Below are 16,691 nucleotides of genomic sequence, written 5' to 3' on the forward strand. Positions count from 1 at the left end.
GCTCCGCTTGCGCGCGAACAGCGTCCGCGACGGACACGGTTAACAGCGCGTTTTCCGAAGCTTGCGGTTAGGTTCTCGATTCGTTCGAAACCTTGGAGAACGAGTCGATGGGTGCGGTAGCGACAGCCGAACGGGCGAGCGTGCTGGTGGTCGAGGATCATCCGATGACCTGCCGGATGATGCGCGAGGCGGTGCTGCGTGCCGGCTATCGCCCGGTGATCGCCAACGACGGGTGCGAGGCGATCGAACGCGTGCGCGACGCGCAATCGGACGAGGACGGCTATGCGCTGGTGCTGATGGACCTGGCGATGCCGCGGATGGACGGGTTCGAGGCGAGCCGCCGGATCCGCTCGCTCGGGCTCGACGGGCACCGCCTGCCGATCGTCGCGATCACCGCCACCGGGTCGAGCGAGGCCGAGTGCCGCGCCGCCGGGATGCAGGCCGCCGTCGCCAAGCCGGTCGCGATCGACACGATGCGCGCGCTGCTCGACCACTGGACGCCGCGCTCGGCGGCGGGGCGAGCCGATCGCACCGCGCCCGAGCGGCGGCTGAGCGACGACAAGGAGACGCTCGCCCGGCTGCTGCTGCTGGTGATCGACGAACATGAGGTCGCGCCGCTGTGGGGGCACGAGATCGCCGACGCGCTGCGCCGGGTGGCGGGAAGCGCCGCCGCGTCCGGCGACAGCGCGCTGGCGCGGACCGCGGGCGAGCTCGAACGCCGTTTCGTGGTCGCCGACGACAGCATCGCGCTGCTGATGGCGGCGTGCGCGGCGATCCGGCGGCTGCTGCCGCTCGGTCTCGACTTTCACGGCAAGCTCGAAGGGAAAAGCCTGTGGCCCGGATCATCCTAGTCGACGACGAGCCGATCGCCGCGCAGATCGCCGCGGGGGCGCTGGCCAAGGCCGGCTACGCGGTCGGCTGGATCGACAATGGCGCCGAGGCGCTGCAGGTCATGCGGCGGCGCCCGCCCGACCTCGCGATCCTCGACTGCATGATGCCCGGCATGTCGGGGGTGCAGCTGCTGCACCAGATGCGGATCGACATGAAATTATGCGGGGTGCCGGTGCTGATGCTGACCGCGCGGACCTCGGCGCGCGACGAGGCGATCGCGTTCGGCGCGGGGGCGGGCGACTATCTCACCAAGCCGTTCGATCCCGACCTCCTGGTCGGGCGGGTCGATGCGCTGCTCTATCGCGAACGCACGCTCGGGCGGATGGCGGGCTGAGGAGGCGACGGAGCAACGCGCTGGCGGGGCGGCGGAACGCGGATGGCGGGGGCGGCGTTGAGGCGGTCCCCCCGTCGATGGAGTAAAGCCATGACCCGTCTTGCCCCCGCCGTCCTGATCGCCGCCGCCAGCGCGCTCGCGCTCGCTTCCCCCGCGTCCGCCAAGGGTTGCCTCAAGGGCGCCGCGGTCGGCGCGGTCGCCGGCCATGTCGCGCATCATCACGCGATCCTCGGCGCCGCCGCGGGCTGCGCGATCGGTCACCACCACGCCAAGCACGCGGTTCGCCGCTAAACGCTGATGACCGGCGCGCCGGGGGCGCTCAGATGCCCCCGGCGACCGGCTCGTAGCCCGCCGCGAGAAGCCCCTCGGCGATCTCGCCGAGCGCCTTGTCGACCAGCGCCTCGTCCTCGGCGCGGACGACGAAATTGGCGCCGACCCGCCCTTCCTTGAAAAACGGGTAGCTGCCGACCGACAGCCCGTCGTGCGCGAGCTGGACGTCGCGGAGCAGCCCGGCCACCTCGCTTTCGGGCGCGTGCGCGCCGACGGTGCGCGACACCACCGGGCGGCCGCCCTCGAGCTTTCCGGTCAGCCCCTCGAGCATTCCGGCGGTGATGTGCGGTACCCCGGCCATGATGAACAGGTTGCCGAGGCGAAGCCCCGGCGCGCCCGACACCGGGTTGTCGATCAGGCTGGCGCCTTCGGGCGCGCGCGCCATTCGCAGCCGCCCCTCGTTGAGCCCGCCGCGCCCGGCATAATAGCGTTCGAGCAGCGCGCGCGCCTCGGGGTGGACGACGACCGGCACGCCGAGCGCCGCCGCCACCGCGTCGACCGTGATGTCGTCGTGGGTCGGCCCGATCCCGCCGGTGGTGAAGCAATAGTCGTGCGCGCTCCGGAGCGCGTTGACCGCCGCGACGATCGCGCGCTCGACATCGGCGACGATCCGCACCTCGGCCAGCCTGATGCCCTGCACGTTGAGCCAGTTGGCGAGCTGCGCGACATTCCTGTCTTGCGTCCGCCCCGAGAGGATTTCGTCGCCGATGACGACCAGGCCGGCGGTCCAGACTCGCTGTTTTTCCATATCGGCCCTATATCGCCGGCATGACCGAATATGTCACCGTCGATCCGCTCGATCGCGCCGAGCCGCGCAGCCACGTCATCAAACTCCACGGCGAAGCCGGGTTCGCGGGGATGCGCAAGGCTGGCCACCTCGCCGCCACGATCCTCGACGAGCTGACCAAGCATGTCCGCCCGGGTGTCACTACCGGCGAGCTCGACGCGATCGTCCATCGCATGACGCTCGACGCCGGGGCGCTTCCCGCCACGCTCGGCTATCGCGGCTATACCAAGAGCTGCTGCACCTCGATCAACCACGTCGTGTGCCACGGAATCCCCGGCGACAAGGCGCTGAAAGACGGCGACATCGTCAACATCGACGTCACCCCGATCGTCGACGGCTGGCACGGCGACACCAGCCGGATGTATTTCGTCGGCGACGTGCCCTTGAAGGCGCGAAAGCTGGTCGACGTGACGTACGAATGCCTGATGATCGGGATCGACCGAGCGCGGCCCGGCGGGCGGCTGGGCGACATCGGCGCGGCGATCCAGGCGCATGCCGAGAAGCACCGCTATGGCGTCGTGCGCGACTTTTGCGGCCACGGGGTCGGGCGGTTGTTCCACGACAGCCCCGAGGTGGTCCACGCCGGTCGCCCCGGCACCGGGCCCGAGCTTCGCCCCGGCATGATCTTCACCATCGAGCCGATGATCAATCTCGGTCGCGGCGACGTGAAGCTGCTCGACGACGGCTGGACGGCGGTAACCCGCGACCGCTCGCTGTCGGCGCAGTTCGAACATTCGATCGGGATCACCGATACCGGCTGCGAGATTTTCACCAAGTCGCCCGCCGGGCTCGACCGCCCACCTTACGCGTGAGTCCGCGCGGCCGAATGGTCGCGATGTGGGTCGCCATCGTCGGCGCGATGATCGCGGTCGCGGTCCACGAGGGCGGCACCGATTGCGACGTCCCGGCGAGCGGGCCGTTCCACTGGCTGATGCGTGGGCGGCATTATGTCGTCGCGCACGCCGGGCGGACGGGCTGCGTCGAGGTGGCGAATAGCAGGTCCCTTGACCGCTCCTGACTTGCACGCGCGGCGGGCGGTTCGTAGCACCGGGTCATGGGGGAAATCGACCGACGCGCCGCCGAGGGGCGACCGCCGCTGATCGTGTGGACGGCGATGCTGCTGCTGGGCGCGGTGACGATGCTCAACCGCTCGATCGTCGACTGGACGCACCGCGACGGGCTGTGGCTGCCCCACGCGGGCACGATGATCGGGCGCGACTTCACCAATCTCTATTTCGGCGGGCGGTTCGGCTGGGCGGGGGTCGATGTCTACGACCTGTCGGCCTACCAGGGGCTGCTCCACCAGGTCGGGATCCTGTCGGGGCAGAATTACAGCTATCCCCCCGCGACGCTGGCGATCGGGGCGGCGCTGTCGCAGCTTCCCTACGGCGGGGCGCTGCTCTTGTGGTGGCTCGGCTCGGTCGCGTTGTTCGTGCTCGCCGCGCGGCGAACGATCGGCTTCGCCTGGCCGTGGCTGCTGCTGCTGCCGACGCTCGCCGAGATGCCCAACGGCCAGTACGGCATCCTCGCCTCGGCGCTGTGGCTATGGTCGTTCCGCGGGTCGGGGGTGGCGCCGGGGCTGCTGACGCTCAAGCCGCACCTCGGTATCCTGCTCGCGCCCACGCTGATCGCCAAGCGGCGCTGGCGGCAGGTTGCCGTCGCCGCCGCGGTTGCGCTGCTGCTGTGGGGCGCGGGCGAGGCGCTGTTCCACCTGACGCGCGCCTACCTGACCGCGGGCGCTCAGACGCAGATCGGGGTGCTGCTGCGATCGAGCGAAGAACCCTATTTCGCGGGCATCCCCTCGACCTATGTCCGGCTTCGCCACAACCCGTTCGCGTGGGCCGCGCACCTCGCGGTGTCGGCGGCGGCGCTGGCGATGCTGTGGCGGCTGCGGCACCTGCCGCTCGACCGGCTGGTGTTCCCGGCGGCGACCGCCACCTTTCTCGTCCTGCCCTACAGCTTCGCCTACGACATGGCCGCGGTCAGCCTCGGCTTCGCCGTGCTGCTCGATCACGACTGGGGGGCGATGGGCTGGCGGCAGCGGGCGATGACGATCGGCGGTTATGTCGGCACCGCCTTCCCGGCGATCGCCCCGCCGCTGCTGCTCGCCGGGCTGTGGGTGCAAAGCGAGCGGCTTCTCGCTGACGCCGATCGGGGCGGCGACGCTTCCCAAGGCGGCGACGATCCGGCATGGTCGCGCGCATGAAAAAGATCGAAGCCATCATCAAGCCGTTCAAGCTCGACGACGTGAAGGACGCACTCCACGGGGTCGGGGTGAGCGGGATCACGGTCACCGAGGTCAAGGGCTTCGGGCGGCAGAAGGGCCACACCGAGCTTTATCGCGGGGCCGAATATGTCGTCGACTTCCTGCCCAAGGTAAAGGTCGAGGTCGTGGTCGAGGAAGCGCTGGCCGACCGGGTGGTCGAGGCGATCGAGAGCAGCGCACGCACCGGGCGGATCGGCGACGGCAAGATCTTCGTCAGCACGATCGACGAAGCGATCCGCATCCGCACCGGCGACAAGGGTCACGACGCCCTCTGAGCCGCCAAGCGAAGCGCGGCGAATGCAAAGCAATCGCGCGCTGCGCGAAGAGTCGGCGAAGAGCGGCCGACAGGTCGCGTCAGCGAACCTGATCGACGTCACGGGATTAATTCCCGTGACGCCCACGCGACGCCACCCTGCCTAAAAAAGTGACGGCAGCCGTTTCGCGCGTTAAATCCTCACCCGATGGCCGATTCCGACCTCGCCCCCGAGCTCAAGTCGTCGATGCCGCCCGAGGAATTGCGGCGGCACATGCGCGTGCTCGGCTATCGCACCCAGGCCGACCTTGCCGGGGCGATCGGGGTCAGCCGCTCGGCGGTCAGCCTGTGGCTCGAGGGCAAGGTCGGGGTGCCGCGCCCGGTGGCGATGCTGCTGAGGATGCTGGTGCAGGCGCAGCGCCGGTCGTTCTGATGGCTTTTGCGCCTTGGATTCGCCCTCGAACCGGCCTAGGCTGAGCGACGAAGGGAACAGCGGGGGTCCGCGCACCCGCGAACAAGGGGATTGTCATGGAACGCAATGTTGGACCGGAAGATCGGGTCGTCCGGATCGTCGTCGGCCTCGTGCTCGGGGTGTTGATCTATCTCGGCACCATCACCGGAATCGCCGCGATCATCGTCGGCGTCGTCGCCGCCTACCTCGTGCTGACGGGCCTGATCGTGCGCTGCCCCTTCTACAAGATGATCGACGTCGACACGAACATCCAGGAACAGCCCTACTCGACCACCGACGACCGCGCCGGCTTTTAGCGCCAGCGCCCGGTCCGGGTCGCCAACAGCCGGTCGCCCCCGCGGGCGGCCGGCTTTTACTTGTGCGCCGCAGCGAAAATTGGGTGCGGCGCGGCGAAATCCGGGGTGCGGCGCAGCATCGGGGTGAATTTCTCACCATGACTCGAATCGGCCCGGTCTGGAAAGGCGGGCGGCACTGCGGTCCGGGGGGCCGCGGACAGCCTGCTATTCACGGAGCGAAGACATGGCCAGCGCGGCGTCGAAGGTGTTGAAACTGATCGCGGACAACGAGATCGAATATGTCGACCTCCGCTTCACCGATCCCAAGGGCAAGTGGCAGCACCTCAGCATGGTCGCCTCGGTCATCGACGAGGACATGCTGACCGACGGCTTCATGTTCGACGGCTCGTCGATCGCCGGGTGGAAGGCGATCAACGAGAGCGACATGATCCTCATGCCCGACCTCGACGCGACCTTCATCGACCCGTTCAGCGCGGTCCCGCAGCTGATCCTGGTGTGCAACATCGTCGAGCCGGCGACCGGCGAGCTCTATGCCCGCGACCCACGCTCGACCGCGACCCGCGCCGAGGCCTACCTCAAGGAAACCGGCGTCGGCGACACCGTCTTCGTCGGCCCGGAGGCCGAGTTCTTCATGTTCGACGACGTCCGCTTCGAGGACAATTACAGCGCGTCGGGCTACAAGATCGACGACATCGAGCTGCCGACCAACACGATGCGCGAATATGAGGGCGGCAACCTCGCCCACCGCCCGCGCGCCAAGGGCGGCTATTTCCCGGTCGCCCCGGTCGACAGCGCCGGCGACATCCGCGCCGAGATGGTCAACGTCATGCTCGAGATGGGCCTGCCGTGCGACAAGCATCACCACGAGGTCGCCGCCGCGCAGCACGAGCTGGGGCTGACCTACGGCAAGCTGGTCGAGACCGCGGACCGGATGCAGGTCTACAAGTACGTCGTCCACATGGTCGCGCAGCAGTACGGCAAGACCGCGACGTTCATGCCCAAGCCGATCGCCAAGGACAACGGCAGCGGCATGCACACCCACATGTCGATCTGGGCCAAGGGCAAGCCGCTGTTCGCGGGCAACGGCTATGCCGGGCTCAGCGAGACCGCGCTCTACTTCATCGGCGGGGTCATCAAGCACGCCCGCGCGCTCAACGCCTTCACCAACCCGACCACCAACAGCTACAAGCGGCTGGTGCCGGGGTTCGAGGCGCCGGTGCTGCTCGCTTACTCGAGCCGCAACCGCTCGGCCTCGTGCCGCATCCCCTACGGTGCGGGCGAAAAGGCGAAGCGGGTCGAGTTCCGCTTCCCCGACGCGATGGCCAACCCCTACCTCGCCTATGCCGCGCTGCTGATGGCCGGGCTCGACGGCATCCAGAACCGCATCCACCCGGGCGAGGCGATGGACAAGAACCTCTACGACCTGCCCGCCGCCGAGCTGGTCAACGTGCCGACCGTGTGCGGCTCGCTGCGCGAGGCGCTCAACGCGCTCGACGCCGACAAGGAATTCCTGACCAAGGGCGACGTGTTCACCGAGGACCAGATCGACGCCTACATCGAGCTCAAGTGGGAGGAAGTGATGCGGTGGGAAACCACCCCATCCCCGGTCGAGTTCGACATGTATTACAGCAGCTGATCGGCCACGCCGACCGGCACAGCAAGGGGCGTTCCCGGCGCGGGAGCGCCCCTTTCGCTTACCATTTGGTAACCCCCGCGCGCGCACGATGCGCGCATGGCCTGCGAGATTCGCTTCCACGCGTTCGAACGCTGCCTGCCCTCGCGCGGGATCGAGCCGCTGGCGCGCACCGCCGTCCGCGCACCGCGCACCGGCGAGCGGCGCCTGGCCGGCACCCCGTTCGACCACGCGCCCTGCACGATTTCGTAACGCTTTAGGGTCATTCTCGGCACGCACTTCGCGGGGGAAGACCAAGCGTGACCAACCAGTTCAGACAATCGCTCCTGTCCGGCAACTGCCAGGACGTCGCGTCGCTGCTGCGCGCCAAGCAGGCGCAGAGCGCGCAGGGTGACGACCTCACCTCGATCGTGGTTCCGCGCGCCGAGGCGCGGCTGGGCGACCATCGCGAGGGCGACCGCCACCGGCTGACCGACGAGCAGGTCGTCGCGCGCTGGGGCGGGACCGAGCAGGTCGCGGCGCTGATCAACCTGTCGGGCGGGGGCGCGATGATCGAGGCCGACTTCGCCCCCCGGCTGTGGGACCCGGTATCGCTGTCGTTCGGCGACGGGCCGGGAATCGAGGCGGCGGTGCGCTGGATCCGCGACGGGCGGATCGGGCTCGAATTCGCGCACGAGACGAAGATCGAAGGCGACGCCGCGGTCCGCGACCGGGTTCTGCTCGACGTCATCCACCGCAGCTTCCCGCACGTCGTCGCGGTGCAACTCGAGCCCGCGCGGCTCGAGGCGCCCGAGGACGAGGACGACAAGCGCCGCGTCGAGCGGCGGCACCCGCTGATCTGGTCGGGCGACCTGCTTTACGACCACGACACCCACCCGGTGCGGCTGCGCAACATCAGCCCGACCGGGGCGCTGGTCGACCTCCAGTACCGCGTGCTCGAGGGCAAGTCGGTGATGCTCGACCTCGGCAACACGGTGACCGTCGCGGCGCACGTCAGCTGGGTGCGCGGGCCGCAGGCCGGGCTGTCGTTCGAGGAGCGGTTCGACCTGTCGCGGCTGGCCGAGGCGCGGCCCGAGGTGGCGGGGAGCGACTGGCAGGTGCCGGGCTTCCTCGGCCAGCCGGGCGACGCGACCCCGTGGGACAAGGGCTGGGACCGCGCGACGCTCGAGGAACTACGCGCCGACCTCGAGGGCTTCCTCAGGCACTGACGCCCGCGCTCGCCGCCCGCGCGCGCGCGGCGCGCGGCGCGCCCCAGAGCGCGTACACCACCAGCCCGACGAGGTTCCAGCCGAGGAAATAGAGCTGGGTCTTCTCGGGCAGGCTGGCGAGCAGGTAGAGGCAGCCCGCGATCCCCACCGTCCCGACCAGCGGCGCGGCGGGCGCGCGATAGGGGCGTTCGCGCGTCGGCTCGCGCCGCCGGAGCATCAGCATCGCCGCGTTGACCGCGATGAAGGCGGTCAGCGTCCCGGCATTCGCGAGCGCGGCGATCTCGTCGAGCGGGAAGATCGCGGCGATCACCGCGACGACCACCGCGGTGAACAGGGTCACCGCCACCGGCGTGCCGCGGCGCGACACCTTCGCCAGCCGCTGCGGCAGCAGCCCGTCGCGCGCCATCGCGAGGAAGATCCGGCTCTGCCCGAAGAAAAAGGCGAGGATCACCGTCGGCAGCGCGATGCTGGCCGACAGCGCGAGCAGCCGCGCCGCGAGCGGGTGGCCGATGTCGCGCAGGATCAGCGCCAGCGGCTCGGGACTGGCGGCGAAGTCGGCCGGCGCGCGCGCGCCGATCGCCGCGGCGGCGACCGCCATGTAGATGATGACGCACAGGATCATCGAGCCGACGATCCCGATCGACAGGTCGCGCGCGGGGTTCTTCGCGTCCTCCGCCGCGGTGGCGATCGCGTCGAACCCGTAGAAGGCGAAGAAGATGATCGCCGCCGCCGCCATCACCCCGACCTCGTGCCCCGCCGCGCCCGACCTGGCGAAGCCGTAGGGCATCAGCGGCTGGAAGTGCGCGCCGTCGAACGCCGACAGGGCGAGCGCGACGAACATCGCCAGCGCGAGCAGCTTGACCACCACCAGCGCGGCGTTGACGCTCGCGCTTTCGCGGGTGCCGTAGACCAGCGCCCCGGCGACGATCGCAATGATCGCCACCGCGGGCAGGTTGGCGATCCCGCCGAGGTGCGGCCCGTTGGCGAGCGCGTGGGGGACGTGGAGCAGCGGCGCGGCATAGCCCGACCAGCCGACCGCGACCGCGCTGACCACCAGCGTATATTCGAGGATCAGGCTCCACCCGACCACCCAGGCGACCAGCTCGCCGAAGGTCGAATAGCTGTAGGTATAGGCGCTTCCCGCCGCGGGGATCATCGTCGCCACCTCGGCATAGGCGAGCGCGGCGCAGGCGCAGATCGCCCCGGCGATGGCGAAGCTCAGCATCACCCCAGGCCCCGCCTTGCCCGCCCCGACCCCGATCAGGGTGAGGATGCCGGTGCCGACGATCGCCCCGACCCCGAGCGCGACGAGGTGCGGCCAGCCGAGGCTGGCATGGAGGCGATGCGCCTCGGGCATCGCCTCGCGCGCGACGATGGCCTTGCGGACGTTCCAGTTGGCGAACACGCTTTCCCCCTCAATAATCCTTGCTGACCCGCACGTTGGCACTGGTCCGCCCAATGGTCGAGACGCTCGACAGCAGCGAGAGCCAGCGGGTCACCTGATATTCGATCCGGGTCGCCGAATAGCCCTGCCCGTCGGTGATCACTTCGACGAACAGCTTGCGCCCGATATATTTGCCCGCGCTGATCGCGGTCTTCTGCCCGGTCGAGATGTCGGCGGGCAGGATCCGCAGCCGGTCGAGCCCGACCGCGCGGCGCACCGCGTTGATCGGGTCGAGCCCGCCCTTGCCCGACCGGAACGCCGCGACCGCGCTGGCCAGCTGGAGCGCCTCGGGTGCCGACAGGTTGGTGATCGAGGTGCCGAACAGCAGCCGCGAGAGCAGTTCGTCCTGCGGCAGCGCGGGAACCGAGCTGAACTGGATGTCGGGCTGGTTGCCGCTGCCGGTGACGGTCACCGCCGCGTCGAGCCCCTGCACCTGCGCGGTGGCGCGAATGTCGAGCTGCGGGTCGGGCGGGCTTTCGCCGCGGAAGCGGATCACCCCGCGTTCGAGCCGGAAGCTGCGCCCGGCGAAGTCGTAATTGCCGCGCACGAGGTTGGCGGTGCCGCTGAGCGCGGGCGAATCGGCGCTTCCGCCGACCTTGAGGTTGGTCGACCACAGGCTGTCGATGCCCAGTCCGCGCACCTTGAGGTTGCGCCCGGCGATTGCGAGGTCGAGCTTCCACGGGCTGAGCTGCTGGACCTCGATCACTTCGCCCGGGTCGACGTTGACGTCGCGCACCCCGAGCTGGGGCACCTTCGAGGCGGCGCTGGCGCGGCCGAGGGTGAAGGCGCCGCTGTCGAGCGTGAGCTGCCCGCTGATCGTGCCGCCCGACCCGTTCGAGCGGATCCTGAGCGGGCCGGTGACCGTCGCGGCGATGTCGTCGCGGTCGAGCAGCTGCGCCTTTTGCGCCTGGAACGAGAGGTTTAGCGCGGGCGCGCCGCCGGCGAAGTCGATCGACCCGCCGCCGCTGATCGCGCCGCCGCCCGGCGTCGCGCCGCTCAGCGACGACAGCAGCAGCCGCGAGCCGTCGAACGTGCCCTGTGCCTTCAGCCCCTCGATCACCGTGCCGGTCACCGGGCTTTCGAGCCGCGCGTTCTGCGCCGCGATCGCCCCGCGGATCACCGGGTCGGTCAGCCGCCCGCCGATGTTCGCGCCGACCGCGATCGGCCCCGACAGGTCGAACGTCTCGACCCCCGACAAACGCCACAGCGTGTCGGCCGGGCCGGCATAGCGCAGCTGCAGTTCCATCGGCGCGGCCATCAGCGCGGCGAGCACCGGGCCACCGCCGACCGGGGTGAAGCGCGCCTGCGCCCGGCCGATCGTCTTGCCCCCCGCGACCGCCACCGCGCGCATCGCCGCCTGCCCGTTCTGGAGCAGCGCGGCGAGCCCGACGTCGATCGGCTGCGAGGCGAGCACCAGCCCCGAGCGGCTGAGCCCGCGCACCTTGAGGTCGGCGCGCCCGGTCGGCCGCCCGCCGTTCCACGCATAGTCGAGCCGCCCGCTCGCCACCCCGCCAAGCCCGAGCTTGGGGGCGACGATGTCGAGCAGCTGGAGCGGCATCGCCGCGACATCGGCGTGGAGCACGGGGTTCGACCCGGTCCGTCCCGACAGCGTCGCCGCCCCGCCGCCGAAGCGGACCCGGGTCGGCGCGACGTCCCAGCCGTCGCCCGCCGCGCTGATCCGCATCGGCCCGTCGATCGTCAGCGGCTTGCCGTCGATCGACCCCTTGCCGGTCAGCGTGACCCCGCCCGGCCCGACCTGCGCCACCGCCGCGAAATCGAACGCGTTGCCGCGCCGCCCGGCGAGCGCGGCGCGCACCTCGCCCGCGCCATTGACGAGACTGGCGCTGGCGGTGAGGCTGGCGAGGCTCAGGCTGCCGCTCGACACCCCCTTCGCGACGAGCGTGCCGACGATGTTGGTGGTCCTGTCGCCGACCAGGATCCGCCCGTCGACCCGCCCCTGCCGGATGGCAACCGGCGGCGGTCCGGGCAGGCTGGCGTTGACCAGCGACAAATGCAGGTCGACCTGCTGGTCGGCCCCGGCGGGGGCGAGCCCGATCGTCCCGTCGATCCCGCCCCCGGCGAGCGCGAGCGTTCCCGAAAGGCCCCCGGGCAGGCTGGTGAGGCGACCGCGCGCGGTGGTGCCGGCGACGTTTAGCGCGGCGATGTCGATCGCGGTCGCGCCGCCCTTGGGCAGCAGGATCGCGCCGGTCGCGGTGAATGGCCCCGCCTTCGACTGGCCGCTGGCGGTGAACGCATAGCCCGCCGCGTTGGGGACGAGGCCGAGCCGCACCATGCGAGCCCCAAGCGCCTCGTTGGGCGACGCGAGCAGCAGCTCGACCTTCGGCCGGTCGATCGGACCGTCGAGCACGAGCGAGAGGATCGGGCCGTACTTCGCCTGCCGCCCCTTCGCCTCGATGTGGAAGCTGCCGTCGTTGCGCCGAACCCCCTGCCCCGCGAGCGCGAGCTTGGGCGCGTTCAGCCTCAGGTTGGTGAAGTGGAGTACCCCGTCGCCGGTGCGTTCGAGATCGGTGGTGAGGTGCGGCAGTCCCCCGGCGAGATCGCGCAGGAAGCCGTTGTCGAGCCGGCGCACCCACGCCTCGGCATTGCCGACGATCCGCGTCTGCCCGTTGGGCCCGGGGACGACGTGGAGCCGGGTCGTGACGTCGACGATCCCAAGCCCGGGGACGAGGTAGCGGGTCAGCCCGCCGGCGATGACGAGGTCGAACCTGCCGGTGGCGAAGTCGATCATCAGCGACATCCGCCCCTTCACCTTGTCGCTCGACAGCAGGAGGTCGTCGCCGCGCGCCATCGTCGAGCTGACCAGCAGCACCCCGTCGATGGTGAGGTTGCGAAGGATCCCCTCGGCGACGTCGCCGACCCCGGTCAGCGCCCTGGCCGACAGCCGCAGCGGGACCCGCAGCGGCGCCTTCGACAGCGTGCCGCGCCCGGTCGCCATCACCCCGTCGAACCCGGTGGCGTCGAACGCGAGGTGCGGGCTGGTCAGCCGGTAGCTGAAGTCGGCGGTGGCGAAGCGCCCGTCGAGCGTGGCGAGCAGGCGGATGTCGCGCCCGGTCATGTTGGGGAACAGCGCCTGCGGTCGGAGCAGGTCGACCCCCAGCCGAACCCCGTGCCATTCCCCCGCGGCGAGGTCGACCTTGCCGATCGCCACCGCGCGGAGCGCGGGCGAGGCGAGCTTCACGCGCCCGTCGAACAGGCGCCCGGCGAAATTGCCTTCGCCGTCGACGCGGATCGCAGGCGCGGTCAGCCGCTGGAGCTTGCCGTCGAGGAACGGCGCGGGGGCGAGCGCGCCGCCGAGCCGGAACGTCCCCTGGTCGACGTGGAGCGCGAGCGCCCCGACCTTGCGCCCCGAAAGCCGCATTTCGGCCGCGCCGCGCCACTGGCTCCAGCTGCCCTTGCCGGCGACGACGAGGTCGACCGGGCGGACCGAGCCGAACAGGCCGGGGAGCAGCCCGGCGGCGGGCGAATGCGCCTCGACCCCGAGGTTGAAGCGGTCGCGGTCTGGCGCGCTGTCGAGGTTGATCGCCAGCCGGTCGCCGGCGCTGCTCCGTCCGTCCAGCACGACCAGCGCGCGCCCGGCGCGGACGTCGCCGTGCCCCTCGAGAGCGGCGACCATCGCGCGGCCCGCGACCGCCTTGCCGAGCTCGAGCCGGCGGATCGTGAGCTTGCCGATGTGGATGTCGAACCCGGGAAGGATCGCGCCCGCCTTGCCGCTCGGCCGAAGCGCGGGGAGCCGCGAGACGACCAGCCGGTCGGTCTCGAGCCGGTCGATGTGGAGGTCGTTGTAGAGCCACGCCCCCGGCGCCCAGTCGAGGAGGATGTCGGGGCTCGCCGCGAACACCCCGCGCGGGTCGGCGACGGTGACCCCGCGCAGGTGCGCGGTGCCGAAGATCGACCCGTCGATCCGCGCGATCCTTATCTTGAGCCCGCTCGCGGTCTCGATCTGGCCGATCCGGTCGACGAGGAAGCGGTGCCCCGGCGCGGTGTCGATCGCGACCAGTCCGACGATCAGCAGGATCACCAGCGACAGCAGCAGCGCGAGCAGTTCGCCGACCAGCCGCCGCCCCCACGAGCGCCTCACGACGACCACGCGGACCTCGTCGCCGCTCACGCCTAGAAGGCCTGGCCGAGGCTGACCACGACCGCGATCCGGCTGTCGCCGGCCTGCCGGTTGAGCGGGGTGCCGACGTCGATCCGGATCGGGCCGAAGCTCGAATAATAGCGCGCGCCGACCCCCGCGCCCAATTGCCAGTGGTTGAGCCGCGGGCTCGCCCCGGTCGACAGCGTGCCGCCGTCGAGGAACGGCACGATCCCGAAATTGCCGATCCGGTAGCGCGCCTCGATCGAGAATTCGGCGAGGCTCCGCCCGCCGATCGGCTTGCCGTTGGCGTCGCGCGGCCCGAGCTCCTGGTAGCCGTAGCCGCGCACCGACCCGCCGCCGCCCGAATAGAAGCGCCGCGACGGCGCGATCTCGTCGCGCGAGGCGCCGAGGATCGTGCCCAGCCGCACCCGCGCCGCGATCACCGTGCGGCTGTTGACCGGGCGGTAGGCCGAGGCGTCGATCTGTCCGCGCACATAGCCGCGCGCCCCGGCCTGGAGGCTGAACTCGGGGCTCAGCCAGCCGCCGAGCCGGAAGCCGCGCGTCGGGTCGAGCAGGCTGTCGCTGTCGTCGTGGGTCAGCCCGACCGGAAGCGCGGCGATGAGAAAGGTGCGCCGCTGCTGGACCCCCGTGGTCGCGTCGGTGTCGACTTCGTTCGAGCCCAGGAGGTCGGTGCCGACGTGCCAGGTCCAGCGCTTCTGCCACAGGAAGGTCGACTGCCGCTCGAGCCGCCCGCTGATCGTCAGCGTCTTGGCGTCATAGGCGGCGAGCCGGGTATGGTCGGCGGCGAGCAGCAGCGTCGCCACCACGTCCCGGCGGCGGAAGTTCGAGCGGCGGAGCGACACCGAGGCGCCCTGCTCCTGCGTGCCGAGCACCCCCTGCAGCGTCAGCGCGCCCTCGGGGTTGATGAAGTTGCGGTGCTGCCAGCTGGCGGTGACCTTGACCCCTTCGCCGGTGCCATAGCCCGCCTCGCCCGAGATGGTGCGCGGGGGCGCGGGCTCGAGATGGACGGCGAGGTCGATCGTCCGCCCGCCGTCGACCGGCACTTCCCTGACCTCGGCGACCGACACCAGCCCGGTCGCGATCAGCGCGCGGCGAAGGTCGGTCAGCTTGGCTTCCTCGAACCGGTCGCCGCGCCGGAAGCGGGCGATGACCGCGACGTGACGGGGGGAGAAGCCGGGCTTGCCGCTGACCGTGATCCGCCCGAACCGCGCGACTGGACCGGGGGTGACCGGAAGCACCAGCCGCGCCTCGCGCGTCGCATGGTCGACGACGATGTCGCGCTCGCCCACCTTGAAGGTCGCGAAGCCGCGCGCGCCAAGCTCGGCCTGGAGCGCGGTGCCCGCGTCGATCACCTTTTGCGCGACCACCGGGTCGCCCGCCCTGACCGCGAAGCTGTCGCGGAGCGTCTGCGTCTCGGCCCCCGCGGCATCGAGCCCGGGCAGCGTGACCGAGGCGAAGCGGTAGCGGCTGCCCGGACTCGCGACGATGACCACTGCGACCGCCCGTCCCGCACCGCCCCCAGCGCCCGTACCGACGTCGATCCGCGCCTCGGCCTCGGCATCGTAATAGCCCTGCGAGCGGAGCAGCTCGGCGACGAGGTCGCTGTCGGCGCGCGCGCGGCGGTCGAGCTGCGCGGCGTTGGCCGATTTCTTCCGGTCGGCGACCAGCGCCGATTGCTCGTCGAACCCGGAGCGCACCGCCTTCGCCGCGTCGGCATCGAGTGCGTCGAGTCCGTCGAGCCGGACGGTGTAGGCGACGCTCTCGCCCGCGGTCGGCGCGGTCGCGCTGGCAGCGGCGGCGGCCGTGGTGGGCGACGCGGGGGTAGGAGAATTCGGGGCGGTGGCGGTCGTCGCCGGCGCATCGGGTGTGGCCATGTCGGGCCAGGCCACGCCGAGGTCGGGCATCGGGTCGAGCGGCGCGTTGGGGTCGATCGTCGGCGTCGCGGGCGGGGTCGGGTTCGGAGCGGGCGCGGCCTGCTGGGCGAGCGCCGGGACGGCCCAGAGCCCGAGCCCGGCCGTCAAGAGGAAGCGCGCGGCCCCCCGGCCCGTCGAGCGAAACACCATGCGCCGAGCCTAGCAGGCGCGGCGACGCGCGCCACCCCCTACGCGTGCGGCCCCAACCTGCGCGGCGCGGCCTAGTGGACGGTGCCGACGACCTCGTCGCTGGCAAGGGTGGCGATCACCCGCTCGATCTGTCGCCAGTGGCAAAAGCGAAGCACGTTGCCCGCGTCGCGGCTCTGCTCGGCGCGGATCGCGGCGGCATAGCCCGCCTCGTCGCCGTGGCTGGCGATCAATTCCTGCGCGTCGGTCAGCGCGGTACGGCCGGCGATGTAGGGGCTGTGCATGGCCCCGCCCTACCCCGCGCGTCGTTACGAGCGCCCGCACGAGCGCGGTAAACCGTCCGTCAACCATGTCTGCCGGAGCCCGCTGGCGCGCGCGCGGCTTGTGTGCCAAGGGCGCGCGATGAGCCAACCGCCCCGCCCCCGCCTCGCCGGCGGCTTCTTCCTCATTGCCGCAATCATCATCGGCGCACTGTGGGGCGTGACGACCCAGCACGTCCTGCTCGGGCTCGAGATCGGCGCCGCCGCGGGCGCGATGATGGCGCTGGCGGTGTGGGCCTACGACCGCCGCGTCGGCTGATCGCCCCGGCGTCTGATA

18 protein-coding genes are annotated in these 16,691 nt (G+C 71.1%); 13 read left to right on the top strand and 5 right to left on the bottom strand.

The genetic code is table 11. From position 1 onward, the window contains the following. Positions 1-107 precede the first annotated feature (107 nt). From ABDK56_RS03425 to ABDK56_RS03435, 3 genes are all read left to right on the top strand, one after another. Positions 108-851 (top strand): response regulator, encoded by a 744-nt coding sequence (locus tag ABDK56_RS03425; RefSeq protein ID WP_349806705.1) that lies wholly within the window; start codon positions 108-110, stop codon positions 849-851. Then, positions 833-1,225, top strand: coding sequence for a response regulator transcription factor (locus ABDK56_RS03430; RefSeq protein ID WP_349806706.1), 393 nt, complete (start codon positions 833-835; stop codon positions 1,223-1,225). Before ABDK56_RS03425 ends, ABDK56_RS03430 begins: the two co-directional genes overlap by 19 nt. Before the next feature lie 90 nt (positions 1,226-1,315). Further along, a complete protein-coding gene (locus tag ABDK56_RS03435; RefSeq protein ID WP_349806707.1) occupies positions 1,316-1,516 on the top strand; it encodes a hypothetical protein in 201 nt (66 codons plus the stop codon). A 28-nt stretch (positions 1,517-1,544) separates the two neighbouring features. Here the strand turns inward: ABDK56_RS03435 and ABDK56_RS03440 are convergent, their stop codons facing one another. Further along, positions 1,545-2,303 (bottom strand): competence/damage-inducible protein A, encoded by a 759-nt coding sequence (locus ABDK56_RS03440; protein WP_349806708.1) that lies wholly within the window; start codon positions 2,301-2,303, stop codon positions 1,545-1,547. Positions 2,304-2,323: 20 nt separating this feature from the next. Between ABDK56_RS03440 and map the strand changes: the two genes are divergently transcribed. The 9 genes from map to ABDK56_RS03485 all read left to right on the top strand — a co-directional run bounded on the left by map (position 2,324) and on the right by ABDK56_RS03485 (position 8,470). Then, entirely contained in the window at positions 2,324-3,154 is an 831-nt protein-coding gene (map, locus tag ABDK56_RS03445) for a type I methionyl aminopeptidase (RefSeq protein WP_349806709.1), read from the top strand. A gap of 14 nt (positions 3,155-3,168) precedes the next feature. Then, complete coding sequence (locus tag ABDK56_RS03450; RefSeq protein ID WP_349806710.1) at positions 3,169-3,360, top strand: hypothetical protein; 192 nt, start codon at positions 3,169-3,171, stop codon at positions 3,358-3,360. A gap of 36 nt (positions 3,361-3,396) precedes the next feature. Beyond that, entirely contained in the window at positions 3,397-4,548 is a 1,152-nt protein-coding gene (locus tag ABDK56_RS03455) for a glycosyltransferase family 87 protein (RefSeq protein ID WP_349806711.1), read from the top strand. After that, the gene (locus ABDK56_RS03460) at positions 4,545-4,883 is read left to right on the top strand and encodes a P-II family nitrogen regulator (RefSeq protein WP_349806712.1); all 339 of its coding nucleotides are present in this window, start codon (positions 4,545-4,547) and stop codon (positions 4,881-4,883) included. The genes ABDK56_RS03455 and ABDK56_RS03460 overlap by 4 nt, the downstream gene beginning before the upstream one ends. A 186-nt stretch (positions 4,884-5,069) precedes the next feature. Then, positions 5,070-5,294: a transcriptional regulator gene (locus ABDK56_RS03465; RefSeq protein WP_349806713.1), complete on the top strand. Its 225-nt coding sequence runs from the start codon at positions 5,070-5,072 to the stop codon at positions 5,292-5,294. Positions 5,295-5,389: 95 nt separating this feature from the next. Continuing rightward, on the top strand, positions 5,390-5,629 hold the full coding sequence (locus ABDK56_RS03470) for a YgaP family membrane protein (RefSeq protein WP_349806714.1): 240 nt from the start codon (positions 5,390-5,392) through the stop codon (positions 5,627-5,629). A 223-nt stretch (positions 5,630-5,852) separates the two neighbouring features. Continuing rightward, on the top strand, positions 5,853-7,265 hold the full coding sequence (gene glnA, locus ABDK56_RS03475) for a type I glutamate--ammonia ligase (RefSeq protein WP_349806715.1): 1,413 nt from the start codon (positions 5,853-5,855) through the stop codon (positions 7,263-7,265). Positions 7,266-7,361: 96 nt separating this feature from the next. Continuing rightward, on the top strand, positions 7,362-7,514 hold the full coding sequence (locus tag ABDK56_RS03480; RefSeq protein WP_349806716.1) for a hypothetical protein: 153 nt from the start codon (positions 7,362-7,364) through the stop codon (positions 7,512-7,514). A gap of 47 nt (positions 7,515-7,561) precedes the next feature. Continuing rightward, positions 7,562-8,470 (top strand): PilZ domain-containing protein, encoded by a 909-nt coding sequence (locus ABDK56_RS03485; RefSeq protein WP_349806717.1) that lies wholly within the window; start codon positions 7,562-7,564, stop codon positions 8,468-8,470. Here ABDK56_RS03485 and ABDK56_RS03490 read toward each other — a convergent pair. The 4 genes from ABDK56_RS03490 to ABDK56_RS03505 all read right to left on the bottom strand — a co-directional run bounded on the left by ABDK56_RS03490 (position 8,460) and on the right by ABDK56_RS03505 (position 16,378). Continuing rightward, positions 8,460-9,827 (bottom strand): amino acid permease, encoded by a 1,368-nt coding sequence (locus tag ABDK56_RS03490; RefSeq protein ID WP_349806823.1) that lies wholly within the window; start codon positions 9,825-9,827, stop codon positions 8,460-8,462. The genes ABDK56_RS03485 and ABDK56_RS03490 overlap by 11 nt on opposite strands. 58 nt (positions 9,828-9,885) lie before the next feature. Next, a complete protein-coding gene (locus ABDK56_RS03495; RefSeq protein WP_349806718.1) occupies positions 9,886-14,043 on the bottom strand; it encodes a translocation/assembly module TamB domain-containing protein in 4,158 nt (1,385 codons plus the stop codon). 2 nt (positions 14,044-14,045) lie between these two features. Next, positions 14,046-16,097, bottom strand: coding sequence for an autotransporter assembly complex protein TamA (locus tag ABDK56_RS03500; RefSeq protein WP_349806719.1), 2,052 nt, complete (start codon positions 16,095-16,097; stop codon positions 14,046-14,048). A gap of 71 nt (positions 16,098-16,168) precedes the next feature. Then, positions 16,169-16,378 carry a hypothetical protein gene (locus tag ABDK56_RS03505; RefSeq protein ID WP_349806720.1) on the bottom strand — a complete coding sequence of 70 codons (210 nt, stop codon included), beginning with the start codon at positions 16,376-16,378 and terminating at the stop codon, positions 16,169-16,171. Positions 16,379-16,496: 118 nt separating this feature from the next. Between ABDK56_RS03505 and ABDK56_RS03510 the strand changes: the two genes are divergently transcribed. Continuing rightward, positions 16,497-16,673 carry a hypothetical protein gene (locus ABDK56_RS03510; protein WP_349806721.1) on the top strand — a complete coding sequence of 59 codons (177 nt, stop codon included), beginning with the start codon at positions 16,497-16,499 and terminating at the stop codon, positions 16,671-16,673. Positions 16,674-16,691: the final 18 nt, after the last annotated feature.

The sequence above is a fragment of the Sphingomonas sp. ASV193 genome (assembly GCF_040203355.1).
Lineage (GTDB): Bacteria > Pseudomonadota > Alphaproteobacteria > Sphingomonadales > Sphingomonadaceae > Sphingomicrobium.